The organism is Streptomyces sp. NPDC003247, assembly GCF_042888135.1.
In the GTDB taxonomy this organism is placed as follows: domain Bacteria; phylum Actinomycetota; class Actinomycetes; order Streptomycetales; family Streptomycetaceae; genus Streptomyces.
The window spans coordinates 292495-318544 of record NZ_JBIAPF010000002.1; the positions used below are offsets into that span (position 1 = coordinate 292495).

Annotated in this window: 27 protein-coding genes; 21 read left to right on the forward strand and 6 right to left on the reverse strand. The window is 72.7% G+C overall.

Annotation, left to right across the window (positions count from 1 at the left end; all coding sequences use genetic code 11):
• The first annotated feature begins 25 nt into the window (after positions 1-25).
• From infA to truA, 7 genes are all read left to right on the forward strand, one after another.
• The gene (infA, locus tag ACFYWQ_RS06275) at positions 26-247 is read left to right on the forward strand and encodes a translation initiation factor IF-1 (RefSeq protein ID WP_003948620.1); all 222 of its coding nucleotides are present in this window, start codon (positions 26-28) and stop codon (positions 245-247) included.
• A gap of 66 nt (positions 248-313) precedes the next feature.
• Positions 314-427 (forward strand): 50S ribosomal protein L36, encoded by a 114-nt coding sequence (rpmJ, locus tag ACFYWQ_RS06280; RefSeq protein ID WP_003948619.1) that lies wholly within the window; start codon positions 314-316, stop codon positions 425-427.
• Between the two features lie 198 nt (positions 428-625).
• Positions 626-1006, forward strand: a complete 381-nt coding sequence (rpsM, locus tag ACFYWQ_RS06285; RefSeq protein WP_385066718.1) for a 30S ribosomal protein S13 — start codon at positions 626-628, stop codon at positions 1004-1006.
• A gap of 66 nt (positions 1007-1072) precedes the next feature.
• Positions 1073-1477, forward strand: coding sequence for a 30S ribosomal protein S11 (gene rpsK, locus ACFYWQ_RS06290; RefSeq protein WP_010354218.1), 405 nt, complete (start codon positions 1073-1075; stop codon positions 1475-1477).
• 348 nt (positions 1478-1825) lie between these two features.
• Positions 1826-2848: a DNA-directed RNA polymerase subunit alpha gene (locus ACFYWQ_RS06295; RefSeq protein WP_003966937.1), complete on the forward strand. Its 1023-nt coding sequence runs from the start codon at positions 1826-1828 to the stop codon at positions 2846-2848.
• Positions 2849-3062: 214 nt separating this feature from the next.
• Entirely contained in the window at positions 3063-3581 is a 519-nt protein-coding gene (gene rplQ / locus ACFYWQ_RS06300; RefSeq protein ID WP_389513317.1) for a 50S ribosomal protein L17, read from the forward strand.
• A gap of 73 nt (positions 3582-3654) precedes the next feature.
• On the forward strand, positions 3655-4515 hold the full coding sequence (gene truA, locus ACFYWQ_RS06305; protein WP_389513319.1) for a tRNA pseudouridine(38-40) synthase TruA: 861 nt from the start codon (positions 3655-3657) through the stop codon (positions 4513-4515).
• 25 nt (positions 4516-4540) lie between these two features.
• Here the strand turns inward: truA and ACFYWQ_RS06310 are convergent, their stop codons facing one another.
• On the reverse strand, positions 4541-5416 hold the full coding sequence (locus tag ACFYWQ_RS06310) for a hypothetical protein (protein ID WP_389513321.1): 876 nt from the start codon (positions 5414-5416) through the stop codon (positions 4541-4543).
• 74 nt (positions 5417-5490) lie between these two features.
• Between ACFYWQ_RS06310 and ACFYWQ_RS06315 the strand changes: the two genes are divergently transcribed.
• From ACFYWQ_RS06315 to glmM, 4 genes are all read left to right on the forward strand, one after another.
• Positions 5491-6741, forward strand: coding sequence for a glycosyltransferase 87 family protein (locus ACFYWQ_RS06315; RefSeq protein WP_389513323.1), 1251 nt, complete (start codon positions 5491-5493; stop codon positions 6739-6741).
• A gap of 202 nt (positions 6742-6943) precedes the next feature.
• Positions 6944-7387 (forward strand): 50S ribosomal protein L13, encoded by a 444-nt coding sequence (gene rplM, locus ACFYWQ_RS06320; RefSeq protein ID WP_019329618.1) that lies wholly within the window; start codon positions 6944-6946, stop codon positions 7385-7387.
• Between the two features lie 45 nt (positions 7388-7432).
• Positions 7433-7945 carry a 30S ribosomal protein S9 gene (gene rpsI, locus ACFYWQ_RS06325; protein ID WP_019754544.1) on the forward strand — a complete coding sequence of 171 codons (513 nt, stop codon included), beginning with the start codon at positions 7433-7435 and terminating at the stop codon, positions 7943-7945.
• Positions 7946-8195: 250 nt separating this feature from the next.
• Entirely contained in the window at positions 8196-9554 is a 1359-nt protein-coding gene (glmM, locus tag ACFYWQ_RS06330) for a phosphoglucosamine mutase (RefSeq protein ID WP_389513326.1), read from the forward strand.
• Positions 9555-9642: 88 nt separating this feature from the next.
• Here the strand turns inward: glmM and ACFYWQ_RS06335 are convergent, their stop codons facing one another.
• Positions 9643-10566 (reverse strand): DUF389 domain-containing protein, encoded by a 924-nt coding sequence (locus ACFYWQ_RS06335; protein ID WP_389513328.1) that lies wholly within the window; start codon positions 10564-10566, stop codon positions 9643-9645.
• 69 nt (positions 10567-10635) lie between these two features.
• Complete coding sequence (coaA, locus tag ACFYWQ_RS06340; protein WP_389513330.1) at positions 10636-11604, reverse strand: type I pantothenate kinase; 969 nt, start codon at positions 11602-11604, stop codon at positions 10636-10638.
• Between the two features lie 199 nt (positions 11605-11803).
• On the opposite strand from coaA, the gene glmS reads away from it, so the two are divergent.
• Positions 11804-13651 (forward strand): glutamine--fructose-6-phosphate transaminase (isomerizing), encoded by a 1848-nt coding sequence (gene glmS, locus ACFYWQ_RS06345; RefSeq protein ID WP_389513332.1) that lies wholly within the window; start codon positions 11804-11806, stop codon positions 13649-13651.
• 238 nt (positions 13652-13889) lie between these two features.
• Here glmS and ACFYWQ_RS06350 read toward each other — a convergent pair whose 3' ends face one another.
• Positions 13890-15629 (reverse strand): M16 family metallopeptidase, encoded by a 1740-nt coding sequence (locus ACFYWQ_RS06350; protein ID WP_389513334.1) that lies wholly within the window; start codon positions 15627-15629, stop codon positions 13890-13892.
• A 14-nt stretch (positions 15630-15643) separates the two neighbouring features.
• Positions 15644-16600 carry a hypothetical protein gene (locus tag ACFYWQ_RS06355; RefSeq protein WP_389513336.1) on the reverse strand — a complete coding sequence of 319 codons (957 nt, stop codon included), beginning with the start codon at positions 16598-16600 and terminating at the stop codon, positions 15644-15646.
• A 170-nt stretch (positions 16601-16770) separates the two neighbouring features.
• Between ACFYWQ_RS06355 and ACFYWQ_RS06360 the strand changes: the two genes are divergently transcribed.
• The 6 genes from ACFYWQ_RS06360 to ACFYWQ_RS06385 all read left to right on the forward strand — a co-directional run bounded on the left by ACFYWQ_RS06360 (position 16771) and on the right by ACFYWQ_RS06385 (position 22695).
• Positions 16771-17142 carry a holo-ACP synthase gene (locus ACFYWQ_RS06360; RefSeq protein ID WP_389513338.1) on the forward strand — a complete coding sequence of 124 codons (372 nt, stop codon included), beginning with the start codon at positions 16771-16773 and terminating at the stop codon, positions 17140-17142.
• Between the two features lie 72 nt (positions 17143-17214).
• Positions 17215-18648, forward strand: coding sequence for an NAD(P)H-hydrate dehydratase (locus tag ACFYWQ_RS06365; protein WP_389513340.1), 1434 nt, complete (start codon positions 17215-17217; stop codon positions 18646-18648).
• 454 nt (positions 18649-19102) lie between these two features.
• Positions 19103-20278, forward strand: a complete 1176-nt coding sequence (alr, locus tag ACFYWQ_RS06370; RefSeq protein ID WP_389513342.1) for an alanine racemase — start codon at positions 19103-19105, stop codon at positions 20276-20278.
• Between the two features lie 208 nt (positions 20279-20486).
• Positions 20487-21740 carry an alpha/beta fold hydrolase gene (locus ACFYWQ_RS06375; protein ID WP_389513343.1) on the forward strand — a complete coding sequence of 418 codons (1254 nt, stop codon included), beginning with the start codon at positions 20487-20489 and terminating at the stop codon, positions 21738-21740.
• Positions 21706-22218 carry a tRNA (adenosine(37)-N6)-threonylcarbamoyltransferase complex ATPase subunit type 1 TsaE gene (tsaE, locus tag ACFYWQ_RS06380; RefSeq protein WP_389513344.1) on the forward strand — a complete coding sequence of 171 codons (513 nt, stop codon included), beginning with the start codon at positions 21706-21708 and terminating at the stop codon, positions 22216-22218. Before ACFYWQ_RS06375 ends, tsaE begins: the two co-directional genes overlap by 35 nt.
• Before the next feature lie 264 nt (positions 22219-22482).
• Positions 22483-22695, forward strand: coding sequence for a hypothetical protein (locus tag ACFYWQ_RS06385; RefSeq protein WP_389513345.1), 213 nt, complete (start codon positions 22483-22485; stop codon positions 22693-22695).
• Between the two features lie 100 nt (positions 22696-22795).
• Here ACFYWQ_RS06385 and ACFYWQ_RS06390 read toward each other — a convergent pair whose 3' ends face one another.
• Positions 22796-23344: a hypothetical protein gene (locus tag ACFYWQ_RS06390; protein ID WP_389513347.1), complete on the reverse strand. Its 549-nt coding sequence runs from the start codon at positions 23342-23344 to the stop codon at positions 22796-22798.
• A 116-nt stretch (positions 23345-23460) separates the two neighbouring features.
• Between ACFYWQ_RS06390 and tsaB the strand changes: the two genes are divergently transcribed.
• From tsaB to tsaD, 3 genes are all read left to right on the forward strand, one after another.
• On the forward strand, positions 23461-24114 hold the full coding sequence (gene tsaB, locus ACFYWQ_RS06395; RefSeq protein WP_389513349.1) for a tRNA (adenosine(37)-N6)-threonylcarbamoyltransferase complex dimerization subunit type 1 TsaB: 654 nt from the start codon (positions 23461-23463) through the stop codon (positions 24112-24114).
• A 227-nt stretch (positions 24115-24341) separates the two neighbouring features.
• Positions 24342-24896 (forward strand): GNAT family N-acetyltransferase, encoded by a 555-nt coding sequence (locus ACFYWQ_RS06400; RefSeq protein WP_389514356.1) that lies wholly within the window; start codon positions 24342-24344, stop codon positions 24894-24896.
• Positions 24889-26040, forward strand: coding sequence for a tRNA (adenosine(37)-N6)-threonylcarbamoyltransferase complex transferase subunit TsaD (tsaD, locus tag ACFYWQ_RS06405; RefSeq protein WP_389513352.1), 1152 nt, complete (start codon positions 24889-24891; stop codon positions 26038-26040). Before ACFYWQ_RS06400 ends, tsaD begins: the two co-directional genes overlap by 8 nt.
• Positions 26041-26050: the final 10 nt, after the last annotated feature.

Consider the following 26050-nt stretch of genomic DNA (forward strand, 5'->3'; position numbering starts at 1 on the left):
AGGTAGTCGATTCGAAGGGCGAAGCGTGGCCAAGAAGCAAGGTGCCATCGAGATCGAGGGCACTGTCGTCGAGTCTCTTCCGAACGCCATGTTCAAGGTCGAGCTCCAGAACGGCCACCAGGTCCTGGCACACATCAGCGGCAAGATGCGTATGCACTACATCCGCATCCTCCCTGACGACCGGGTCGTGGTGGAGCTGTCTCCGTACGACCTGACCCGTGGCCGGATCGTCTACCGGTACAAGTAGATCTTGCCCATGCCCCGCGCGTGAGCGCGGGGTGGCCGGCAACTGACCCGGAGAACCTCACATCCCATGAAGGTCAAGCCGAGCGTCAAGAAGATCTGCGACAAGTGCAGGGTGATCCGCCGTCACGGCCGGGTCATGATCATTTGCGACAACCCGCGCCACAAGCAGCGCCAGGGCTGATCGCAACCGATCTCACCCCTCTGCATCACGCAGAATCTTCGCGCGACGCGAGCTGAATATGTTCATACGCAGGGCCCAGGCGGGGGTTTTTCTTGCCTGACACCCCCGGCTCGGAGGCCGGGGACCCAGTTCGTACCTCGTACGGCGGCTGGGAGCCGGTTCTGCGGAAGACCTCCGACAATCACCAGGAGCCATTGAATGGCACGCGTTTCCGGTGTTGACATCCCGCGCGACAAGCGCGTGGAGGTCGCCCTCACCTACGTGTTCGGCATCGGCCGGACCCTCTCGCAGGAGACGCTGGCTGCGACCGGCGTCGACCCGAACACCCGAGTTCGCGACCTCTCCGAGGAGCAGCTCGTCGCGATCCGCGAGTACGTGGACGCCAACATCCGGACCGAGGGTGACCTCCGTCGCGAGATCCAGGCCGACATCCGCCGCAAGGTCGAGATCGGCTGCTACCAGGGTCTGCGTCACCGTCGCGGTCTGCCTGTCCGCGGTCAGCGCACCAGCACGAACGCCCGCACCCGCAAGGGCCCGCGTCGCGCCATCGCCGGCAAGAAGAAGCCGGGCAAGAAGTAGTCCGCAGCGGACTCGCCGTCCAGCGGTCTTCGCTGTAGGACCGACCACCTCCCGTAGGAGTAATAGATGCCCCCCAAGGGTCGTCAGGGCGCTGCCAAGAAGGTGCGCCGCAAGGAAAAGAAGAACGTCGCGCACGGCCAGGCGCACATCAAGAGCACGTTCAACAACACGATCGTGTCCATCACGGACCCGGCCGGCAACGTGATCTCCTGGGCCTCCGCCGGCCACGTCGGCTTCAAGGGCTCCCGCAAGTCCACGCCGTTCGCCGCGCAGATGGCCGCCGAGTCGGCTGCCCGCCGCGCCCAGGAGCACGGCATGCGCAAGGTCGACGTGTTCGTCAAGGGCCCGGGCGCCGGTCGTGAGACCGCCATCCGCTCCCTGCAGGCCACGGGCCTCGAGGTCGGCTCCATCCAGGACGTCACCCCGACCCCGCACAACGGTTGCCGTCCGCCGAAGCGCCGCCGCGTCTGAGGCACGGGCTCATGGCGGCTCGGCGTCCGGCTGGGGGTGTGGGGGTCGTCCCCCACATGTCGCAGTACGGTTGCCGTCCGCCGAAGCGCCGCCGCGTCTGAGGCACGGGCTCATGGCGGCTCGGCGTCCGGCTGGGGGTGTGGGGGTCGTCCCCCACATGTCGCAGTACGGCTGCCGCCCGCCGAAGCGCCGCCGCGTCTGAGGCACCCCCGCTTCGAGGATCCGGGCGGTACGGCACCCTGAAAGGGCCGTGCCGCCCGTACCCTTGCAGTACCCGCACCCCACAGGGTGCGGTCTCCGTCGGGCGTCAAATAGCGGGCGTCCACGAATGAAGGATCTGATCCACACATGCTGATCGCTCAGCGTCCCTCGTTGACCGAAGAGGTCGTCGACGAGTTCCGCTCCCGGTTCGTGATCGAGCCGCTGGAGCCGGGCTTCGGCTACACCCTCGGCAACTCCCTGCGCCGGACCCTCCTCTCCTCGATCCCGGGTGCGGCGGTCACGTCCATCCGCATCGACGGTGTCCTGCACGAGTTCACCACCGTGCCGGGCGTCAAGGAGGACGTCACCGACCTGATCCTCAACATCAAGCAGCTGGTCGTCTCCTCGGAGCACGACGAGCCGGTCGTGATGTACCTGCGCAAGCAGGGCCCGGGTCTGGTCACCGCCGCCGACATCGCGCCCCCGGCCGGTGTCGAGGTGCACAACCCCGACCTCGTCCTCGCCACGCTCAACGGCAAGGGCAAGCTCGAGATGGAGCTGACCGTCGAGCGCGGTCGCGGCTACGTCTCCGCCGTGCAGAACAAGCAGGTCGGTCAGGAGATCGGGCGCATCCCGGTCGACTCGATCTACTCGCCGGTTCTCAAGGTCACGTACAAGGTCGAGGCCACCCGTGTCGAGCAGCGTACCGACTTCGACAAGCTGATCGTCGACGTCGAGACCAAGCAGGCGATGCGTCCGCGTGACGCCATGGCCTCCGCCGGTAAGACGCTGGTCGAGCTGTTCGGGCTCGCCCGCGAGCTCAACATCGACGCCGAGGGCATCGACATGGGCCCGTCCCCCACGGACGCCGCCCTCGCCGCCGACCTGGCGCTGCCGATCGAGGAGCTGGAGCTCACCGTTCGGTCGTACAACTGCCTCAAGCGCGAGGGCATCCACTCCGTGGGTGAGCTCGTGGCCCGCTCCGAGGCCGACCTGCTCGACATCCGCAACTTCGGTGCGAAGTCGATCGACGAGGTCAAGGCGAAGCTGGCCGGCATGGGCCTGGCCCTGAAGGACAGCCCGCCCGGATTCGACCCGACCGCCGCGGCCGACGCCTTCGGCGCGGACGACGACGCGGACGCGGGCTTCGTCGAGACCGAGCAGTACTGATCGCCTCCGGCGGGGCGGCCGCCTTCGGGTGGAGGCCCCGCTGGGTTCGATCGCGGCTGCCGGCCGGCTGTGGCTGGTCGCGCAGTTCCCCGCGCCCCTGGGGCGGCGGACCCTCCGGCGCTGGAGAAGTGCCGGATCTCCGACAGGCGACCGCCTGCTCGGATACTGACCTCGGTACCTGATACGGCCGGGGCAGACACACAGGAGAAGAACCATGCCGAAGCCCACCAAGGGTGCCCGTCTGGGCGGCAGTGCCGCGCACGAGAAGCTGCTCCTCGCGAACCTCGCGAAGGCGCTGTTCGAGCACGGCCGTATCACCACCACCGAGGCGAAGGCGCGCAAGCTGCGCCCCTACGCCGAGCGTCTGGTCACCAAGGCGAAGAAGGGCGACCTTCACAACCGCCGTCAGGTGCTCCAGGTGATCACGGACAAGAGCATCGTGCACACGCTCTTCACCGAGATCGGCCCGCGCTACGAGAACCGTCCGGGTGGCTACACCCGCATCACCAAGATCGGTAACCGCCGTGGCGACAACGCGCCCATGGCCGTCATCGAGCTGGTCGAGGCGCTGACGGTGGCGCAGCAGGCGACCGGTGAGGCCGAGGCCGCCACCAAGCGCGCCGTCAAGGAGGCCGACGAGGCCAAGGCTGCCGAGGAGACCAAGGCCGAGGACGCGGCTCCGGCCGCCGACGAGGCCGCCGAGGCTCCGGCCGAGGAGTCCAAGGACGCCTGAGGCACTGCCTTGTGCTGAGCGGGTCCGCCCTTCGGGGGCGGGCCCGCTCTCGCGTTGCTGAGAGGATCTAGGGGTGAGTGACGAAGTACAGCCCGGGTGCGTACGGGTGCGGCTGGACCTTTCCTACGACGGCACCGAGTTCTCCGGCTGGGCCAAGCAGGCCGGAGGACGGCGGACCGTGCAGGGGGAGATCGAGGACGCCCTGCGGACCGTCACCCGGTCCCGGGAGACGTACGAGCTGACCGTGGCCGGGCGGACCGACGCCGGGGTGCACGCCCGTGGGCAGGTCGCCCATGTGGATCTGCCCCGCGAGGTGTGGGGGGAGCACCACGAGAAGCTGCTGAAGCGGCTCGCCGGGCGGCTGCCGAAGGACGTGCGGGTGTGGGCGCTGCGCGAGGCGCCGAGCGGGTTCAACGCCCGGTTCTCGGCGGTCTGGCGGCGCTACGCGTACCGGGTCACGGACAACCCCGGGGGTGTGGACCCGCTGCTGCGCAACCACGTCCTGTGGCACGACTGGCCGCTGGACGTCGACGCCATGAACGAGGCCGCGCGGCGGCTGCTCGGCGAGCACGACTTCGCCGCCTACTGCAAGAAGCGGGAGGGTGCGACCACGATCCGCACCCTCCAGGAGCTGAGCCTGGAGAAGGGGGCCGACGGGATCGTCACGGCCACCGTCCGGGCCGACGCCTTCTGCCACAACATGGTGCGCTCGCTCATCGGGGCGCTGCTGTTCGTGGGGGACGGGCACCGGGGACCGGAGTGGCCGGGCAAGGTCCTCGCCGCCGGCGTCCGGGACTCGGCCGTGCACGTCGTACGGCCGCACGGGCTGACGCTGGAGGAGGTCGGCTACCCGGCCGACGAGCTGCTCGCCGCCCGCAGCAAGGAGGCGCGGAACAGGCGGACGCTGCCCGGTCCGGCCGCCGGCTGCTGCTGACGACGGGAGCCGGCCGGCCCGGGGGTCATTCGTTCGCCGCGGCCGTCGCCTGGGTCTCGCCGCGGCGGTGGATCTGCTGGAACGTGAACTCGGCGAGGTCGTCACCGGTGGTGAAGACCGCTGTGTCCTTCGTCGTCACGTCCGTGCCGTCGGTGAAGCCGGCGATGGTGAAGTAGGCGTAGCGGCCGTAGGAGTTGGTCGTCGAGCGGCAGACGGCGCCGTTGCAGAACGACTTCACGTCGCCGCCGGTGAGGGCCTTGACGAAGCTCTTGTTGTCGGCCTGCTCCTTGGCCGCGAGGGCCTGGGCCTCGGTGTCGAACACGGCCACGCCGACCGTCACCGCGACGCCGTCCTTGACGTAGGTGACGCGCAGCAGACGGGTGCAGTCGTTGGCGGTGAGGACCTTGGGCAGGGTGCCCTGGACACCGGTGGTGCAGTCGGTGGTGTCCGCCTTGGTCGCCTTCTGGTAGACGTTCGAGCCCATCGTCAGCTGCCGGCCCGGGAAGAGCAGGTCGGGGCCGAGGGGCGCGGTGTCCTTGGCCTTGCTGGAGATGAAGTCCTTCGGGTCCAGCGGTGGGGGCGCGCTGGTCGGGGCGAAGGACACGGTGGAGGACGCGCTCGGCAGATCGGCGGTCGCGGGCAGGGAGGACGTGGGCCGGTTCGCCTCGTCCTCCCCGTTGGCCGACACCACGGCCATGGCCACGGCGGTGCCGATCGCGAGTGTCGCGAGCGCGCCCCCGCCTATGAAGAGCAGCCGTCGGCGCTTGTTGCGGGACTCGGACGCCTCGGCGAGCGCGGCCCAGTCAGGGCTCGCGTCGGCGGCGCCGCTGCTCCACGGCTGCTGGGAGTTCGGTTTCCACGGATCCCACTGGGACTGAGGTCCCCCCTGCCCATAGCTCATGCGCCGCATCTTAGACGCGGCCGGAGGGGTGCTGTTCCGCCTCAACGGAGGCCGGAGCGCCTAGCGTTCCGGGAATGAGTACGGGCAAACACGACATCTCCGGGTGGTTGGTGCGGCGTTCTCCCTGGCCGCTGTGGTGGGGGCTCGCGGCGGTCCTGGGCGCGACGGTCGCGCATGTGGCGCGGACCACCCCCGACGGCGGCATGGACAACGCGATCGTCGTCCGGGCGGCACGGGCCTGGCTGGCGGGCCGGTCCCCGTACGACGATCCGCACTTCCTCTATCTGCCGGGCGCGGTGCTCGCCGCCGTCCCGCAGGCGCTGCTGCCGCAGGCCGTGCTGCGGGTGCTGGTGCCGCCGGCGGTGGCCGTGTGCCTGACGGCCGGCTGGGCGTGTGCGCTGCGGCTGCACCGGGTGCCGTGGGACAGCCGGCTCGCGGTCCTGGGCCTGACCGGGCTGGCGGCCGGGTTCGCGCCGTTCGGGCACCTGGTCCGGCTGGGCAACTGGACGGTGACGGCGGTCCTGGCGCTGCCGGTGGCGTTGCTGCTGGTGAGCCGGGGGAGGTGGACGGCGGCGGGCGCGGTGCTCGGCGCGGCCCTGGCGCTGAAGCCGCTGCTGGCCCCGCTGGCGCTGCTGTTCGTCTTCGCCCGCCGCTGGCGGGCCCTGGCCGTCCTGGCCGGGGTGCCGGCGCTGGTGTCCGCCGCGTCCGCCCTGCTCCTGCCCGACCCGGCGGGCTTCGTCACCCGCACCCTGCCCTTCCTGCTGCGCGGCCAGGACGCCTTCGTACGGCTCTACGAGGCCTCACCGGCCGCGGTGCTGCCCCGGCTGGGGGTGCCGCAGTCCGTCGCCCGGACGCTGGCGCTGGCGGCCTGCGCCGCCGGAGTGGTCTGCGCCCACCGCCGCTGGCGCCGCGCGGACCCCGGCCCGCTGCGGCTCGCCGAGACGGCCGCCGGGCTGATGCTCTCGGCGTTCCTGGTCTCCCGGCCGTCGTACGACCACTACCTGCTGGTCGTGGTGCCGCTGCTGCTGGCCGGACTGCCCCACCCGGGCTCGGTGGCCCGCGGCCCCTGGTTCTGGCTGGCCCTGGTCCCCCAGATCCCCGGCCTGACCTGGCCGTATCTGGAGTCGGTACGGCGGCGGGCGTTCAAGGACGCGGTGACGTTGTGCACCTTGGTGTTCGCGGTGAGCCGTCAGGCCGTCCGGCGATCGAGGACGAGGCCGTCCAGGCCGATGGCGGGGGTCCGGGGGCGACGGCCCCCGGTGACGGTGGCACCTACACTGGGTGCGGAGGACAGCAGGGCCCGGCGCCGGCCGACGTCGTTTTGACCCGGCCACCGCGCCGCAGGTATCCTGCATCTTCGTTGTGTATTGGCTTGCTCATTCTCACGGGACGGGCCCTTACACCGGTCCACCGGGCCGATGACCAGCGACCCCCACGCGGTATGCGTCACCGCAGTGGGGTCAGGGCTGTCGTGATCGCTTCGGTGACCTTGTCAGGACCACTCACTCGAAGCGAAGGCTACGAACCGTGCGTACGTACAGCCCCAAGCCCGGCGATGTGACGCGCCAGTGGCACGTCATCGACGCTCAGGACGTTGTCCTGGGCCGTCTCGCCACCACCGCCGCCACCCTGCTGCGCGGCAAGCACAAGCCGATCTACGCGCCGCACGTCGACGCTGGTGACTTCGTCATCATCATCAACGCCGACAAGGTGCACCTGTCCGGCAACAAGCGGACCCAGAAGATGGCCTACCGCCACTCCGGCTACCCGGGTGGTCTGCGCTCCGTCCGCTACGACGAGCTGCTGGACAAGAACCCGGAGAAGGCCATCGAGAAGGCCGTCAAGGGCATGCTCCCCAAGAACTCGCTGGGCCGTCAGATGCTCTCGAAGCTGAAGGTCTACAAGGGTGACCAGCACCCGCACGGCGCGCAGCAGCCGCAGCCGTTCGAGATCACCCAGGTCGCGCAGTAAGTCCGGCCACACCACCCCAAGCTGAAGAGAATCTGAGGTATCACCGTGGCTGAGACCACTGCCGAGCAGCCGCTCGAAGAGCTTGACATCGACAGCTACACCACCGAGTCCGAGGTCCCCGTCGAGGGCGAGTACACCTCGGAGTCGCTGGCCTCCCGCTTCGGCGAGCCGCAGCCGGCCGCCGGCCTGGGCCGCCGCAAGAACGCCATCGCCCGCGTCCGGATCGTCCCGGGCACCGGCAAGTGGAAGATCAACGGTCGCACCCTCGAGGACTACTTCCCGAACAAGGTGCACCAGCAGGAAGTCAACGAGCCGTTCAAGGTCCTGGAGCTCGAGGGCCGTTACGACGTCGTCGCCCGCATCGCCGGTGGCGGTGTCTCCGGTCAGGCCGGTGCGCTCCGTCTCGGTGTCGCCCGCGCGCTGAACGAGGCGGACGTCGACAACAACCGCGGCCCGCTGAAGAAGGCCGGCTTCCTCAAGCGCGACGACCGTGCGGTCGAGCGCAAGAAGGCCGGTCTCAAGAAGGCCCGCAAGGCTCCGCAGTACAGCAAGCGTTAAGCTTCGCTGCCTGCTCGTACGTATCACGGGCCGGTTCGGCCCGCTCCTACGTACCCCGAACGCCCCGGCGGCACGCCACAGTGCCGTCGGGGCGTTCGTTTTCTCGCAGCTGTGGGCGTATAACGGCACAAGGTGCTCAAAGGCTTGTGTGATCGGATGTTCAGGGCATGCAATGCCTGGGTGCGGGGGCCGCGCCGATCAGCCGGACACCCGCACGGCTACCGAAACTGACGCTTCCTCAGGAGGACAAGTGGGACGACTCTTCGGCACGGACGGCGTGCGCGGTGTGGCCAACGCGGATCTCACGGCCGAGATGGCGCTCGGTCTGTCCGTCGCCGCGGCGCATGTGCTGGCCGAGGCGGGCACCTTCGAGGGCCACCGCCCGGTGGCGGTGGTCGGACGGGACCCGCGTGCGTCCGGGGAGTTCCTGGAGGCGGCCGTGGTGGCCGGCCTGGCCAGTGCCGGTGTGGACGTGCTGCGGGTCGGGGTGCTGCCCACCCCGGCCGTCGCGTACCTGACGGGCGCGCTCGGCGCCGACCTCGGCGTGATGCTCTCCGCGAGCCACAACGCCATGCCCGACAACGGCATCAAGTTCTTCGCCCGCGGTGGCCACAAACTCGCCGACGAACTCGAGGGCCGGATCGAGTCCGTCTACGAGGAGCACCGGCGCGGTGAGCCGTGGGAGCGGCCGACGGGCTCGGGTGTCGGCCGCGTCCGGGAGTACGACGAGGGGTTCGACCGGTACGTCGCCCACCTCATCGCCGTTCTGCCGAACCGGCTCGACGGGCTGAAGGTCGTCCTCGACGAGGCGCACGGCGCCGCCGCCCGGGTCTCGCCCGAGGCGTTCACCCGGGCCGGGGCGGAGATCGTCACCATCGGCGCGTCGCCGGACGGGCTCAACATCAACGACGGGTGCGGCTCCACGCACCTGGACAAGCTCAAGGCCGCCGTCGTCGAACACGGCGCCCACCTCGGCATCGCCCACGACGGGGACGCCGACCGGTGCCTCGCCGTGGACCACACCGGCGAGGAGGTGGACGGGGACCAGATCCTCTCCGTGCTCGCGCTCGCCATGCGGGAGCGCGGGACGCTGCGCGAGGACACCGTCGTCGCGACCGTGATGTCCAACCTCGGCTTCAAGCTGGCCATGGAGCGCGAGGGCATCCGGCTCGTCCAGGCCGCCGTCGGCGACCGGTACGTGCTGGAGGAGATGAAGCAGCACGGGTACGCGCTCGGCGGCGAGCAGTCCGGGCACGTGATCATCCTCGACCACGCGACGACCGGCGACGGCACGCTGACCGGGCTCATGCTCGCGGCGCGGGTCGCCGAGAGCGGCAGGACGCTGCGGGACCTGGCGTCCGTGATGGAGCGGCTGCCGCAGGTGCTGGTCAACGTTCCCGACGTGGACAAGTCCCGGGTGTCCTCCTCCTCCGAGCTCGCCACCGCGGTCGGGGAGGCCGAGCGGGAGCTGGGCTCCACCGGGCGGGTGCTGCTCCGGCCGTCCGGGACCGAGCCGCTGGTGCGGGTGATGGTCGAGGCGGCCGACATCGACCAGGCACGGTCCGTGGCCGGGCGGCTGGCCGACGCGGTGAAGTCGGCGCTGGGCTGAGCGGCACGGGCGGGGAATCTGCGCGATGAGGGCTGCGCGATGAGGGCTGCGGGCCGCGTCGTGGCCGGTCGCGCAGTTCCCCGCGCCCCTAGGTCCGCTGTCGTGACCAGAACCACTTCTGGGCCAGCAACGTCGAGGTGCCCGCCAGGATGATGCCCAGCAGGTTCAACAGGAGCTGTTCCGAGGAGCGCAGGGTCTGGGTGGCGTCGCCGTAGACCAGGGCCACCGCCGCGTTCGCGGCGGCCGGGACCGTGGTCACCGAGATGGCGACACCCACCAGGGCGCCGGACTTCGCGGACGTGAGCGAGAGGGTGCCGGCGGCGCCGGCCAGGACCGCGACCACGAAGGAGAACCAGTCCGGGGCGTAGATGAAGCCCGTGTTCGGACGGTCGGCCTCCAACTGCTCCCGGGTGAACAGGCCGACCGCGTCCATGAAGAGGCTGAAGCCCGCCGTCACGGCCATCGCCACCGCGAAGCCCACCAGCAGGGCGGTCAGTGAGCGCAGTGCCAGGCGCGGGGCACGCTGCACCGTCGCGGTGCAGATGCCGGCCAGCGGGCCGAACTCCGGTCCCACCGCCATCGCGCCCACGATCAGGACCGCGTTGTCGAGCACCACGCCGCAGGCCGCGATCATCGTGGCGAGCGTGATGAAGGCGAGGTAGGTGACGGAGAGCGTCGACTCCTCGTGGGTCGCGTCGCTCAGGTGCTCCCACAGGACCGCGTCCACGCCCTCGCCCGGGGCTTCCTCCTCGGCCTCGTCGGCCCGCCGGGACAGAGACAGGTCGATGTTCTCCACGGCGATTGAGCCGCTCGCCTCGAGGCCCGACTCCTGGAGTTGCGTGAGGAGTCGGTCGCCCGCCTCGCGCGCCACGTCACACAGGACGACGTCGCCCGGCGGGGTGCGGGCGGCGCCGGGCAGCACCACCAGATGGGTGGTGCCCACGGTGCTCTCGATCAGGCGGACCACGTCCTCGGTCCGTTCGGCCGGTGTGATCAGGCGCAGATGCAGCATGCCGCCCTTTATCCCACAGCCACCGGCCTCTACAGCCGGCCACCGGACGCTGAAGCCGGCCACCGGCTCCTACAGCTTGCGGAGACCGAGCCGCTGCACCTTGTGGTCCGGGCCCTTGCGGACGACGAGGGTGGCGCGGCCGCGGGTGGGGGCGATGTTCTCCACCAGGTTCGGCTTGTTGATGGTGCGCCACATCGTGCGGGCGTAGTCGAGGGCCTCCTCCTCGGAGACCTGCGTGTACTTGCGGAAGTAGGAGGACGGGTTCTGGAAGGCCGTCTCGCGCAGCTTGCGGAAGCGGCTCAGGTACCAGTGCTCGATGTCCTCGGTGCGGGCGTCGACGTACACGCTGAAGTCGAAGTAGTCGGCGAGGCCGACGCGGGTGCGGCCGTCCTGGCCCGGGAGGGCGGGCTGGAGGACGTTCAGGCCCTCCACGATCAGGATGTCCGGGCGGCGGACGGTGAGCTTCTGGTCCGGGACGATGTCGTAGATCAGGTGTGAGTAGACGGGGGCCGTGACCTCGTCCTTGCCGGCCTTGATGTCGGCCACGAAGCGGGTCAGGGCGCGGCGGTCGTAGGACTCGGGGAAACCTTTCCTCGACATCAGGCCGCGGGCCTCCAGCTCCTTGGTGGGCAGCAGGAAGCCGTCGGTGGTGACCAGCTCCACGCGAGGGTGCTCCGGCCAGCGGGAGAGGAGGGCCTGGAGGAGGCGGGCGACCGTCGACTTGCCCACCGCGACCGAGCCGGCGACCCCTATGACGAACGGCGTGCCCGCCTGGGAGCCCTGTTCCCCCAGGAAGGTGTTGAGGGCGCCGCGCAGACCGTCGGTGGCGCCGACGTAGAGGTTGAGGAGACGGGACAGCGGGAGGTAGATGTCCCGCACCTCCTCCAGGTCGATGACGTCGCCGAGGCCGCGCAGTCGCTCGACCTCGTCGGCGGTCAGCGGCAGCGGCGTCTTGTCGCGCAGCGCGCTCCACTCGCAGCGGGTGAGGTCGACGTAGGGAGTCGCCTCCGGCCTGTGCCGGTGGGCGCTCCGGGGCATCGGGGAGACCGGAGAGATCACAGTCCATTGTTAACGGAGTCTGAACGGGATGGCGGGTGGGGTCCGTCACGCCGCCGGGCGGCCACGGGACGCCCAGGGCCGATCGAAGCGGTTCGGGGGGTCGTACGGGCGCGGGAATTTCCGGAATCGGGCACGCGAAGGGCTTTTCCGGACGGGGATCGGCCGTAGGCTGCCGCGCATGTGCGGAATCGTGGGATACGTGGGGTCGCAGTCGGCGCTCGATGTCGTGACCGCCGGGCTGAAACGGCTGGAGTACCGGGGGTACGACTCGGCGGGCGTCGCCGTGCCGGCCGACGGGGGGCTCGCCGCCGCCAAGCGGGCGGGCAAGCTCGTCAACCTGGAGAAGGAGCTCAAGGAGCGGCCGCTGCCGGCCGGGTCGACGGGGATCGGGCACACCCGGTGGGCGACGCACGGCGCGCCGACCGACGCCAACGCCCACCCCCATCTCGACAACGCCGGGCGCGTCGCCGTCGTGCACAACGGGATCATCGAGAACTTCGCGGTGCTGCGGGCCGAACTGGCCGAGCGCGGCCACGAGCTGGTCTCCGAGACCGACACCGAGGTCGTGGCCCATCTGCTCGCCGAGGAGTTCTCCGCCACGGCCGACCTCGCGGAGGCCATGCGGCTGGTGTGCCGGCGGCTCGAAGGGGCGTTCACGCTGGTCGCGGTGCACGCCGACGAGCCGGACGTGGTCGTGGGGGCGCGGCGGAACTCGCCGCTCGTGGTGGGCGTCGGCGAGGGCGAGGCCTTCCTCGCCTCGGACGTCGCCGCGTTCATCGACCACACCCGGTCGGCGATCGAGCTGGGCCAGGACCAGGTCGTGGAGCTGCGCCGGGACGGGGTGACGGTGACCGGCTTCGACGGCCGGCCGGCCGACGTGCGCTCGTACCACATCGACTGGGACGCGTCGGCCGCGGAGAAGGGCGGCTACGACTACTTCATGCTCAAGGAGATCGCCGAGCAGCCCAAGGCGGTCGCCGACACGCTGCTGGGGCGCATCGACGCCTCCGGCGCGCTGACCCTCGACGAGCTGCGCATCTCCGCGGCCGAGCTGCGCCAGGCGGACAAGGTCGTCATCGTCGCGTGCGGTACGGCCTTCCACGCGGGGATGATCGCCAAGTACGCCATCGAGCACTGGACGCGGATCCCGTGCGAGGTGGAGCTGGCCAGCGAGTTCCGCTACCGGGATCCCATCCTGGGCCCCCGGTCGCTGGTCATCGCCATCTCGCAGTCCGGCGAGACCATGGACACGCTGATGGCGCTGCGGCACGCCCGCGAGCAGGGCTCCAAGGTGCTGGCGATCTGCAACACCAACGGGTCGACCATCCCGCGCGAGTCGGACGCGGTGCTGTACACGCACGCCGGGCCGGAGGTGGCGGTCGCCTCGACGAAGGCCTTCCTGACGCAGCTGGTGGCCTGCTACCTCGTGGCGCTGTACCTGGGCCAGGTGCGGGGCACCAAGTGGGCGGACGAGATCCGGGACGTCGTCCGCGACCTCGCGCGGATCCCCGGTGACGTCGAGCGGGTGCTGGAGACCATGGAGCCGGTGCGGGAGCTGGCGCGGTCGCTCGCCGCGAAGAACACCGTGCTCTTCCTCGGGCGGCACGTGGGGTATCCGGTGGCGCTGGAGGGCGCGCTCAAGCTGAAGGAACTGGCGTACATGCACGCCGAGGGCTTCGCGGCGGGCGAGCTGAAGCACGGGCCGATCGCGCTGATCGAGGAGGACCTGCCGGTCGTCGTGGTCGTGCCGTCGCCGCGGGGGCGGTCCGTGCTGCACGACAAGATCGTGTCCAACATCCAGGAGATCCGGGCCCGGGGCGCGCGCACCATCGTGATCGCGGAGGAGGGGGACGAGGCGGTCGTCCCCTACGCCGACCATCTCGTACGGGTCCCGGTGACGCCGACGCTGCTGCAACCGCTGGTGGCGACGGTTCCGTTGCAGGTGTTCGCGTGCGAGCTGGCGACGGCTCGGGGGAACGAGGTGGACCAGCCGCGGAACCTGGCCAAGTCGGTCACCGTGGAGTAGGGGGTGCCTCGGGAGGGGCGGGGCTGGGGGCGGGCTCTGGGGCGGGGCGGGGTCGGGGGCTGGTGGCGGGTGCGGGTGGGGTGTGGCTGGTCGCGCAGTTCCCCGCGCCCCCTGAGCGCCCGAGGAAGCGGGGGTGCGGGTGCTGGTCGGGTGTGGCTGGTCGCGCGCTTCCCCGCGCCCCTGAGCGCCTGCGGCGATCCCGGGGCGGCCTCGGATACCGCGGGCGCCCCGGGCGCGGTCATTTTCTGTGGCTGCGGGCCTTGCGCAGTTTCCATGTGATCAGCAGGAGCAGTGTCTCCTGGATCCACATGACGGTGACCGCGTCCCACTCCGGTGCTGGGGCGGCGGCCTCGTCCGAGGTGATCAGCGCGACCAGCAGACCCCACACGGCGGCGAGCAGGCCGACGGTCCACAGGGCCAGGGTCCAGCCCCAGGTGGGACGGCGGGAGGCGGACGAGCCCGGGGCGGGCGTCCGTTCTCGGGGCCGGGGGATGTTCTCCGGTTCGCGGGCCGGCATGCGGACCACCGACTCCGCCGGTACGGCCGCGTCGATCGCCGCGACCCGTTCCGGGGTGACCGACCGGTAGAGGGTCGGCTCGACGTTGACCGAGAAGCCGTCGTGGCCGGTGAGGGCGCGGGCGCCGTCGGGGCGCGCGGTCATCGCGGCACAGGCGTCGTAGCGGACGGTGACCGGGCCCTTGGGAGTCGTCAGGGTCACGCCCTCGGTGCCGATCACCATGGTGATCCGCTCGTCCTCCAGCGACTGGTGCCGGGTGCCGGTGACGGCGCTCGTGGAGTACTGCGGGGCCAGGGTGGCGCCCGCCCAGTCCACCCCGCGGCCGGGCACCTGGAGCAGGGCGGTGCTCCATGCCTCCTGGGCGACCGCGTGCAGGTCGGCGATGGTCACCGCGTTCAGTTCGGCCCGGTGCTGGTCCGGGGAGAGGACGCGGTGCCCCAGCAGCAGGCTCAGGGCGTACGACGGGAGCGAGGCGGCCCCGAGGTCGGGCGTGTCGTACATCTTGAGCAGCTTGCCGCGCACGGAGTCCAGTTCGGACTGTTCGATGCGGCCCGCCCGCAGCCGGGCGAGGGTGTCGACGAAGCCGCCTGTCACCGCGTCCTGCTTCTGCGGGAGGGAGTCGGCGTACGCGGTGAGAGTGGCGAAGTCGGCGTCGCGCGGGGAGTAGTCGGCCTCCGCCGAGTAGGAGTAGCCGCCCTCCTGGCGCAGGTCCTGGAAGAGGGCCCGGCCGAGGACGTCCGCGAAGACGGAGGCCGCCGTGGAGCGGCGCAGCACCGAGGTGAGGACGACGTGGCCGTCGTCGCCGTGGATGTAGGCGGGGGTGACGGGCAGCGCGCAGGTCGCCTCCGGCGCCGGGAAGCGGCGGCCCTCGGGCAGGGAGAGGTCGAGCCCCTCGGGCACCTGTCCGCTGGTGATCCACAGCACCGCGTTGTCCCGGGTGAAGCGGGTCCGCGCCCAGTCGCGCACCTGGTCGGGGGTGAGGCTCCAGGTGCCGAGCTCGTTGTAGCTGGACAGGCCGTAGCCCCGGGCGCCGTACCGCCACAGCGGGAGCTGGGAGTGGGGGCCGCCGTTGCGTCCGGCGGCCTCGGTGCGCAGGATCTCCTTCTCGGTCTCCAGCCGCTCCATCGGCAGGTCCCGCAGCCCCGCGCACACGCTGTTGAGGTGGGAGACGACCTCCTCCTCGCCGCCGGTGACGTGGAAGAGGGTGTAGACGTTCGCCGTCGCGCCGTTGTGGTGCAGGTCGGACAGGCCCAAGCGGTGCAGGGCGAGGTGTTCGACGAGGTGGGTGATGCCGGCGGTGGCCAGGGTCTCGTCGGCGCGGCCCACCCGGAAGAACAGTCCGGCGGTGATCTCGTTGCCGGAGGAGGGGGCGTGGAGAGTGGGGATGCCCTGGACGACGGTGTGGGAGAGCAGTCCGTCGAGGGCCGCGAGGTCGTCGTGGTCGTGCAGTTCGGTGGTCATGTGCCCGTGCCCCCTCAGGCGTTCGTCGCGGACTTGCGGAACTTCAGGAACGAGGCCCTCGGGTCGTTCGTGTACTGCCACGGGAACTCCGACGCGCGATCGCCGAGGAAGGCGAAGTGCGGGGCCGCGTCCGCGAAGTGACCGCCGATGGAGAAGGCGAACGCGAACGCACTGTGCGCCCCGATCGCGTTCCCGTCGGGACGGTACGACGGGTGCAGGACGGAGACTTGGGCGGCGAAGCGCAGGTCGTCGCGGACCGGCACACCCCGCATGTACGCCCCGCCCTCGGTGCCCTCCAGATCCAGCCAGTGCTCGACGTGGGCGAGCGCGACCAGGGCACCGGCGTTCGTCCCGTCGGGGGCGGCGGCCGCGCACTCCCGGGCGAAGCCGTGCGCCGCGTCCCAGGAGCCACCCCACTTGGGGCAGATCTGCTGGAGCAGCTGCGTCTGCGCGGCGTAGTGGTGCGGGTGGTGGGCGGACAGCCGGTCGTAGCGGCGGCGCGCCTCGGCCTGGCCCAGTTCCAGGCCGCGCGCGGTCATCAGCCGGACCGTCCAGGCGGGGGCGTACGCCGGCTGTTCGGCGCACACCTCGATCAGCAGCTGTTCGGCCCGGCGCAGCCAGGCATGGAACCGCTCGAACTGGCTCCGCGAGACGTGCTGTGCGCGGGCGCTGCCGCGGATGTCCCAGCCGAGGGAGACATATCGGTGGGCGAGCAGCGTGCGGGGCAGCGGGTCGCCGGGGGACTCGGCGACGGCCCGCTCCAGGAGTTTCCTGACGCCGGTGATGTCCGCCAGGACCGAGGCGGCGGAGGAGACCTCGTCGACGGAGCGGAATCGCCTGAAGCAGGCCTGGACGGCGGGCCAGTCGCCGGCCCGCGCGGCGTCGCGCAGGGGGACCAGCTCGGGAGCGTTGTCGTACGGATCGAAGGTCGGCCCCGGTAAGCCCGTGGATCTGCCGCTGGTGCTGCTCATTCCCCGCCCCCTGGCGTCGCCCTCCGCGGCGCGCGGGCTGGCCCCGGGTGCGCGGCGGTTGCTTGTGTCATTGCTGTGATGATCGTGCCGAGATCGCCGCAGGCTAGCAGCCACCACCGACAGCCGTGTGGGCGGCGGGGGCGGGCGGGCCCGGCCGTAGGGTGCTCGGCATGAGCATCATCGGGGTCGGCATCGACGTGGCGGAGATCGAGCGGTTCGCGGCGTCCCTGGAGCGGACGCCCGCGCTGGCGCAACGGCTGTTCATCGAGAGCGAGTTGCTGCTGCCGAGCGGGGAGCGCAGGGGGGTCGCCTCGCTGGCGGCGCGGTTCGCGGCGAAGGAGGCGGTGGCCAAGGCGCTGGGGGCACCGGCGGGACTGCTGTGGACCGACGCGGAGGTGTACGTGGAGGACAGCGGGCAGCCACGGCTGCGTGTGCGGGGGAGCGTCGCGGCGCGCGCCGCGGAGCTGGGAGTACGGTCCTGGCATGTGTCGCTCAGCCATGACGCGGGGATCGCCTCGGCGGTGGTGGTGGCGGAGGGGTAGGCGTGTGCTCTGTGGCAGGTGCGTGGGGAGTGGCAGGTGTGCGGCGAGTGGTAGGGCGGTAGAGGTAGGGCCATGCGTACTGCCTACTGCGTGGACACGGTCAGGACCGTCGAACGGGAGCTGATGGCCCGTCTGCCGGAGGGCGCGCTGATGCAGCGGGCCGCCGCCGGACTCGCCGCCGCCTGTGCGGAGTTGCTGGGGCGGGTGTACGGCAGCCGGGTCGTGCTGCTCGTCGGCAGCGGGGACAACGGCGGCGACGCCCTGTACGCGGGTGCCCGGCTGGCCCGGCGCGGCGCCGGGGTGAGCGCCGTGCTGCTCGCGCCGGAGCGGACCCACCCCGGGGGACTGGCGGCCCTGCTGCGGGCGGGCGGCCGGACGGTCCCGGCGAGCGCCGCCGCGGGCCTGCTGCGCCGTGCCGACCTGGTGGTCGACGGGATCGTCGGGATCGGCGGGCGGGGCGGCCTGCGGGAGGACGCGGCTCCGCTCGCCGCGCTGGCCGCCGGGTCGGGGGCCGTCGTCGTCGCCGTCGACCTGCCGAGCGGGGTGGAGGCGGACACCGGGGAGGTGCGGGGCGCCGCCGTCCGGGCCGACCTCACCGTCACCTTCGGCACGCACAAGCCGGGTCTGCTGATCGATCCGGCGCGGGAGTACGCCGGGTCGGTGCGGCTCGTCGACATCGGACTGGAACTGCCCGCCGAGCCCGAGCTGGAGGCTTTGCAGCACGCGGACGTGGCGGCGCTGCTGCCGGTGCCGGGTGCCGAGAGCGACAAGTACCGGCGGGGTGTGGTCGGTGTCGCCGCCGGATCGGCCCGCTACCCGGGGGCCGCCGTGCTGGCCGTGGCCGGCGCGCTGCGCGGCGGGGCGGGTGCCGTGCGGTACGTCGGGCCGGCCGCGGAGGCCGTCATCGCCCGCTTCCCGGAGACGCTCGTCTCCGACCAGGGGCCCGCGCACGCCGGGCGGGTGCAGGCGTGGGTCGTCGGGCCGGGCGTCGGCGACGACGCGGCGACGGTGGCCGAGGTGCTGGCCGCCGACGTGCCGGTGCTGATCGACGCGGACGCGCTGCGGCTGGCGGAGCCGGAGGCGGTCCGGGGCCGTAGGGCGCCGACGCTGATGACCCCGCACGCGGGGGAGGCGGCCGCGCTGCTCGGCGTGGCGCGGGAGGACGTCGAGGCGGGGCGGCTGGCCGCCGTGCGGGAACTGGCGGGGCGCTACCGGGCGACGGTGCTGCTGAAGGGGTCGACGACGCTGGTCGCGGACCCCGGGCGAGGACCCGTACGGGTGAACCCGACCGGGACGTCGTGGCTGGCCACGGCCGGCAGCGGTGACGTGCTGTCGGGGCTGGCGGGGTCGCTGCTGGCGGCGGGGCTGTCGGCGGCGGACGCGGGGAGCGTGGGCGCGTATCTGCACGGGCTGGCGGGGCGGTTCGCGGCCCGCGGGGCACCGGTGGGCGCACACGACGTGGCCGAGGCCGTGGCGCGGGCCTGGCGGGACGTGACGCGGGGGTGAGGGGCCGGGCCGGAGGGCGTCGGTGACGGGGGGGCGGGGGCGGGGGGTCTCGGGTGTGCTCGGTCGGGGCGCGCTGGAGAGGGCTGCGGGGATCGGCCTGGAGGGACGTGACGTGGGAGTGAGGGGCCGGGCTGGTGGGTCGAGGGCGCGCCGGGGAGGGCCGCGGGGCGTGCCGGAGTGGGGGGCGTGGGGCCGTGTTCGGCGGCGAGCGGAGGGTGCGTACCGGGGGCGTACCGGGGGCGGGGCGGGTTCTGAGACGGGCGGTGGGGGCTCTCAGGGGCGTGCGTGCGGGGGAGGCGGGCCGGCGGGGTGGGCGCCCCCGCGCCAGGGTGCGTACGGGTGGGCCGTGGGCGGTGGGCGCCCCTGGAGGGGCGTCGTAGCGCCAGGGGGCGTGCGTGGGGGCCGTGGGCCCGGCTCTTAGGGGCTTTCCGGGCGCTCTGAGACACTGGGCGCGATGAGTGAGACTGCACAGCCGACCCCCGCCCCGCCGCGCGCCCGCGCCGAGATCGACCTGGCCGCGCTGCGGGCCAACGTGCGGACCCTGCGCGCCAAGGCGCCGGGGGCGGCGTTCATGGCCGTGGTGAAGGCCGACGGGTACGGCCACGGCGCGGTGCCGTGCGCCCGGGCCGCCGTGGAGGCCGGGGCCACCTGGATCGGCACCGCCACTCCCGAGGAGGCGCTCGCGCTGCGCGCGGAGGCCGGACTGCCGGCCGGCGTGCGGATCATGTGCTGGCTGTGGACGCCGGGCGGGCCCTGGCGGGAGGCGATCGAGGCCGGCCTCGACGTGTCCGTGAGCGGCCTGTGGGCGCTGCGCGAGGCCGTCGAGGCGGCCCGGCTCGCCGGGCGGACGGCCCGGGTGCAGCTCAAGGCCGACACGGGGCTGGGCCGCAACGGATGCCAGCCCGCCGACTGGCCCGACCTGGTCGCCGAGGCGCTGCGCGCGGAGGGCGACGGACTCGTCCGGGTCACCGGGCTGTGGTCCCACTTCGCCTGCGCCGACGAACCCGGCCACCCTTCCAACGCGGCCCAGCTCTCGCGCTTCCGCGAGATGGTGGCGTACGCCGAGGGGCAGGGCGTACGGCCCGAGGTGCGGCACATCGCCAACTCCCCGGCCACGCTCACCCTTCCCGCGGCCCACTTCGACCTCGTCCGCCCGGGCGTCGCCATGTACGGCCTCTCGCCCAGCCCCGAGGTCGGCTCGGCCGCCGATCTCGGCCTGCGGCCGGTGATGACCCTCGCGGCCTCCCTGGCCCTGGTGAAGCACGTCCCCGGCGGGCACGGCGTCAGCTACGGCCACCACTACACGACCCCGGGCGAGACCACCCTCGGTCTGGTTCCCCTCGGATACGCCGACGGCGTCCCCCGGCACGCGTCCGGCACCGGCCCGGTGCTCGTCGCCGGCAAGTGGCGTACGGCCGCGGGGCGGATCGCGATGGACCAGTTCGTCGTCGACCTCGGCGGCGACGACCCCGGGCCGGGCGCCGAGGCGGTGCTGTTCGGACCCGGTGACCGCGGCGAGCCCACCGCGGAGGACTGGGCGCAGGCCGCGGGGACCATCGGGTACGAGATCGTCACGCGCATCGGAACGAGGGTTCCCCGCGTCTACGTGAACGGGGACCGGGACGGGTAGTCCCCCCGGCGGGGGGACCTTCGGGGGCGACGTCCGCGGCTGGTTCACTCATGTCCCGCGCATGCGTGCCGTACGCATGCCGTGCGCATGCCGTGCGCATGCGTGCGCTTTGTGGGCAACAGCAGTCACAACAGCAGCAACAGCAGTAGCAACAGCAGTAGTGCGGCAACAGCAGCAACACCTGGCGTCGGCCGAGGAGGAGCGGTACGTGAGCGAGAGCAGTGCGGAGGCGGTGGCGAGCGCCGTCTCGGCGGCCGTCGCCGCCTCCGCCCCGGGGGCGGCCGGGAACTGGCGCCGGGCGACCGGCGTCGCCGGCGCCGCGATAGGCGTGATCGCCGCGGGCGCCGCGGCCGGCGTCGCGCTGGAGCGGATGACCGTGGGCCGGGGCATGCGCGCGAAGGCACGGCTCGCCCTCGACGCGGCGGGACCGTACGGCGCCCTGCGCGGCACCCCCGGCAAGGCCTTCGCCGACGACGGCACCGAGTTGTACTACGAGGTCGACGACGTCGAGCCGCAGGGCGGACCGGCGAACCGGCGGCGCCGGCTCTTCGGCCGCAAGGCCCCCCTCCCCGTCACCGTCGTCTTCAGCCACGGCTACTGCCTCACCCAGGACTCCTGGCACTTCCAGCGCGCCGCGCTGCGGGGCGTCGTCCGGACCGTGCACTGGGACCAGCGCAGCCACGGGCGCTCCGCGCGCGGGGCGGCCCAGCTCCACGACGGGGTGCCGGTCACCATCGACCAGCTGGGACGCGATCTGAAGGCCGTCGTCGACGCGGCCGCGCCGGAGGGGCCGATCGTGCTCGTCGGGCACTCCATGGGCGGCATGACGGTGATGGCGCTGGCCGCGCAGTACCCCGAGCTGATCCGTGAGCGGGTCGTCGCCACCGCCTTCGTCGGTACGTCCTCCGGGCGGCTCGGCGAGGTCAACTTCGGACTGCCGGTCGCGGGGGTCAACGCCGTACGGCGGGTCCTGCCCGGGGTGCTGAAGCTGCTGGGGCAGCGGGCCGAGCTGGTGGAGAAGGGGCGGCGGGCCACCGCGGACCTGTTCGCCGGGGTCGTCAAGCGGTACTCGTTCGCGTCCCGGGACGTCGACCCGGCCGTCGCCCGGTTCGCCGAGCGGATGATCGAGGGCACGCCGATCGACGTGGTCGCCGAGTTCTACCCCGCCTTCACCGACCACGACAAGACCGAGGCGCTCGCCCGCTTCACGGACATGCCGGTGCTGGTGCTGGCCGGCATCGGCGACCTCGTCACACCCAGCGAGCACAGCGAGGCCATCGCCGACCTGCTGCCGGACGCCGAGCTGGTGCTCGTCCCGGACGCCGGGCACCTGGTGATGCTGGAACACCCGGAAGCGGTCACCGACCGCCTCGCCGACCTGCTCACCCGCGCGGGCGCCGTGCCCGCAGGGGCTACCGTGGGTGGCTATGGAAGCACCAGCAGCACCGCACAACCCGGCTGAGACCGAGCTGATCGTCAACTCTCCCGAGCAGATGCGCGAGTTGGGCCGCCGCCTGGCCAAGCTGCTGCGCGCCGGCGACCTCGTGATGCTCAGCGGGGAGCTCGGCGCGGGCAAGACGACCCTGACACGCGGTCTCGGCGAAGGGCTCGGCGTGCGCGGGGCGGTCACCTCCCCGACGTTCGTGATCGCCCGCGTCCACCCGTCCCTCGGGGACGGCCCGCCGCTCGTCCACGTCGACGCGTACCGCCTGGGCGGCGGGCTCGACGAGATGGAGGACCTCGACCTCGACGTGTCCCTGCCCGAGTCGGTGGTGGTCGTGGAGTGGGGCGAGGGCAAGGTCGAGGAACTGACCGACGAGCGGCTCCAGGTACGGATCCACCGGGCCGTCGGCGACACGACGGACGAGGTGCGGCAGGTGACGGTCACCGGGCTGGGGGAGCGGTGGGCCTCGGCGGACCTGAGCGTGCTGGCGGCCTGAGCGCGGCCCGGACGGACGTTCCGGGCGGCTGAGGACCGGTCTCCACGGCGGTCTCCACGGCGGTCGCGGATCGCCGTTCGACAGGGCAGGGGTGAGTCCGTCCCCGACGGGCTCACCCCTGCCCTGTCCTTCTGGCGTTCGTATGAAGATTCCGACAAGACGTCGGCATGATGTTGCGTCCGGCGTCCCGCCCGTGGTCACATGGTATCCAGTCCCTAGTTAGGTGTACCTAACCAGGCCCGCCCCGGCCCCCAGGAGGCGTCCATGCCGGCCATCGAGCCCCAGAGGTCCGACGTCCCGTCGCGCCCCTCCGCCCTCGCCGGGGTCTCCATGCGGGATCTGCTGGCGTCCTGCGCGGCCGCCGAGGCGGTGTCCCGCCCGCCGCGCGCACCCGAGTCCGAGCCCGGGCCCGTCACCGGGCCCGTGCGGTCCGCCGTCGCCGAGGCGCGAGTGCGGCACCACCGGGAAGCGGCGTAACGCGTCACCCGGCGGCTTTTTGGCGCCAGCTCCCAGCCACCGGCGCCGTGCCCTCGCCCTCCGCCGACGGGATCGGATCGGCCGTCTCCCGTCACCCCCGTCACCGGATCACGACGACCTGCTCCCCGATCGTCGCGAACGCCCACATCGCCTCGCCGTCCGCGCGCGCCTCGCGGATCCCGCCCGTGCGCATCGCCGGGTCGGGCGCCCGCAGCGAGCCGTCCACGGCCGCGCTGAAGCCGACGACCACCCCGTCCACGGTGCTGAACCGCACCACGTGCTCGACCGGCGTGCCGTCCGTGCCGGTGATGCCCTTCGAGCGGGAGGTGACCGCGTAGGTCCCCGGCAGTGGGTCCACCGTGCCCGGGGTGACCCGGAACGTCCGCTGGACCGCGCCGTCCTCGCCGACCAGCCACACCCGGTCGTCGTCCACCGAGTACACGACCCGCTCACCCGCACCGGAGCCGGACGGGAGCGCGGTGGGGTTGTTCTTGTCCCGGGGGGCCTTCGGCGCCGCGGCGGCCGGGTCCGGAGAGGACCGGTCGAGGGCGTCGGGCACGTTCGCCGACGCCTGGAGGGCGAGGAACCCGACCGTGCAGACGGCCGCCGCGGTGAGCCCGGCCACGACCGTCGCGCTGCTTCCTGCCACCGGCGACCACCTCTTTTATCGTACTTCGTCCCCCGCGGCGACGTTAGCAGCCGGGACGTCCCGCACCGGGACCACTGGACGTCCGACACGGGCCCGAGGAGCCGTAGGCTGTTTGCGTGCTCTTGCTCGCTCTGGATACAGCCACCCCCGCCGTGACCGTCGCCCTGCACGACGGCACGGCCGTCATCGCCTCGTCGAGCCAGGTGGACGCGCGCCGGCACGGCGAGCTGCTGCTGCCGGCCGTCGACCGTCTGCTCGCCGACGCGGGACGCGCGCTCGACGCCGTCACCGGGATCGTCGTCGGCATCGGCCCCGGCCCGTACACCGGGCTGCGCGTCGGTCTGATGACCGCCGACACCTTCGGCCTCGCGCTCGGCGTCCCCGTGCACGGTCTGTGCACCCTCGACGGCCTCGCCTACGCCGCCGACCTGGACGGCCCCTTCGTCGTGGCCACCGACGCCCGCCGCAAGGAGGTCTACTGGGCGCGCTACGCCGACTCCCGCACCCGGGTCACGGAGCCGGCCGTCGACCGCCCGGCCGACATCGCCGACCGGGTGGCCGGGCTGCCCGCCGTCGGCGCGGGCGCGCTGCTCTACCCCGACACCTTCCCCCAGGCGCACGAGCCGGAGCACGTCTCCGCCGCGGCCCTCGCCGCGCTGGCCGCCGAGCGGCTCGCCGCCGGTGCGGAACTTCCGGCGCCGCGCCCGCTGTACCTGCGCCGCCCGGACGCGCAGGTCCCCAAGAACTACAAGGTGGTCACCCCCAAGTGACCGAGTCCGACGTTCCCGAGCCCGACGCCCCCCGGTCCGGCCCGGCCGGTGAACCGGGCGGCAACGAGCCCGGCGCCCCGCAGTCCGGCGCCCCGCAGCCCGGCGCCGTCCAGCCTGGCGCCGTCCAGCCTGGCGCCGCCGAGCCCGGCGCCGCCGAGCCCGGCACCCTCCGGCCCGGTACCGCCGAGTCCGGCACCCCCCGGCCCGGCGCCCCCGCCCTGCGCGAGATGCGCTGGTGGGACATCGACGCCGTACTGGAACTGGAGAAGGACCTCTTCCCCGAGGACGCCTGGTCGCGCGGCATGTTCTGGTCCGAGCTGGCGCACTCCCGGGGCCCCGAGGCGACCCGCCGCTACGTCGTGGCCGAGGCCGAGGGCCGGATCGTCGGCTACGCGGGCCTGGCCTGCTCCGGCGCCGCCTCCGACGGCGGTTCCGACGGCGGTTCCGGCGGTGACGACGGCGGGGGCGGCGCGGGCGCCGACGTGCAGACGATCGCCGTCGCCCGTGACCGCCAGGGCACCGGCCTCGGCGCCCGGCTCCTCACCGAACTGCTGCGCGCCGCGACCGCCTTCGAGGTCGCCGAGGTCCTGCTGGAGTGCAGGGTCGACAACGTCCGCGCCCAGCGGCTCTACGAGCGCTTCGGCTTCGAACCCATCGGCTTCCGGCGCGGCTACTACCAGCCCGGGAACGTGGACGCCCTGGTCATGCGCCTGGTCACAGCATCCGACAGCGGCTCGGCCGACGAACCGACATCAGTACAAGGAACCGAGATCAATGGCTGACGAACCCCTCGTCCTCGGCATCGAGACGTCCTGCGACGAGACCGGCGTCGGCGTCGTCCGCGGCACCACCCTGCTGGCGGACGCCATCGCGTCCAGCGTCGACGAGCACGCCCGCTTCGGCGGGGTCGTGCCGGAGGTGGCCAGCAGGGCCCACCTGGAGGCGATGGTCCCGACCATCGACCGGGCGCTGAAGGAGGCGGGCGTCTCGGCGAAGGACCTGGACGGCGTCGCGGTGACGGCGGGGCCGGGGCTGGCGGGCGCCCTGCTGGTCGGCGTGTCGGCGGCGAAGGCGTACGCCTACGCGCTCGGCAAGCCGCTGTACGGCGTCAACCACCTCGCCTCCCACATCTGCGTGGACCAGCTGGAGCACGGCCCGCTGCCGGAGCCGACGATGGCACTGCTGGTCTCCGGCGGCCACTCCTCCCTGCTGCTCTCCTCGGACATCACCTCCGACGTCCGCCCGATGGGCGCGACCATCGACGACGCGGCGGGCGAGGCCTTCGACAAGATCGCCCGCGTGCTGAACCTGGGCTTCCCGGGCGGCCCGGTCATCGACCGGTACGCGCGCGAGGGCGACCCGGCGGCGATCGCGTTCCCGCGCGGCCTGACCGGCCCGCGCGACCCGGTCTACGACTTCTCCTTCTCCGGCCTGAAGACGGCGGTCGCCCGCTGGATCGAGGCCCGGCGGGCGGCGGGGGAGGAGGTCCCGGTGCGTGACGTGGCGGCGTCCTTCCAGGAGGCGGTCGTCGACGTCCTGACCCGCAAGGCCGTACGGGCCTGCCGCGACGAGGGCGTCGACCACCTGATGATCGGCGGCGGTGTGGCCGCCAACTCCCGGCTGCGCGCCCTGGCCCAGGAGCGCTGTGAGGCGGCCGGCATCCGGCTGCGCGTGCCGCGCCCCAAGCTGTGCACGGACAACGGCGCGATGGTCGCCGCCCTCGGCGCGGAGATGGTCGCCCGTGGCCGGGCCGCGTCCGCCTGGGACCTGTCGGCGGACTCGTCCCTCCCGGTGACCGACCCGCACGTGCCCGGCCGGAACCACGACCACAGCGCAGGCCACGGCCATGGCGCCGGCCACGGACATGGCGCCGGCCACGGTCACGACCACGTCCACGAGGTCGGCGAGACCAACCTCTACTCGTGAGGATCACGTC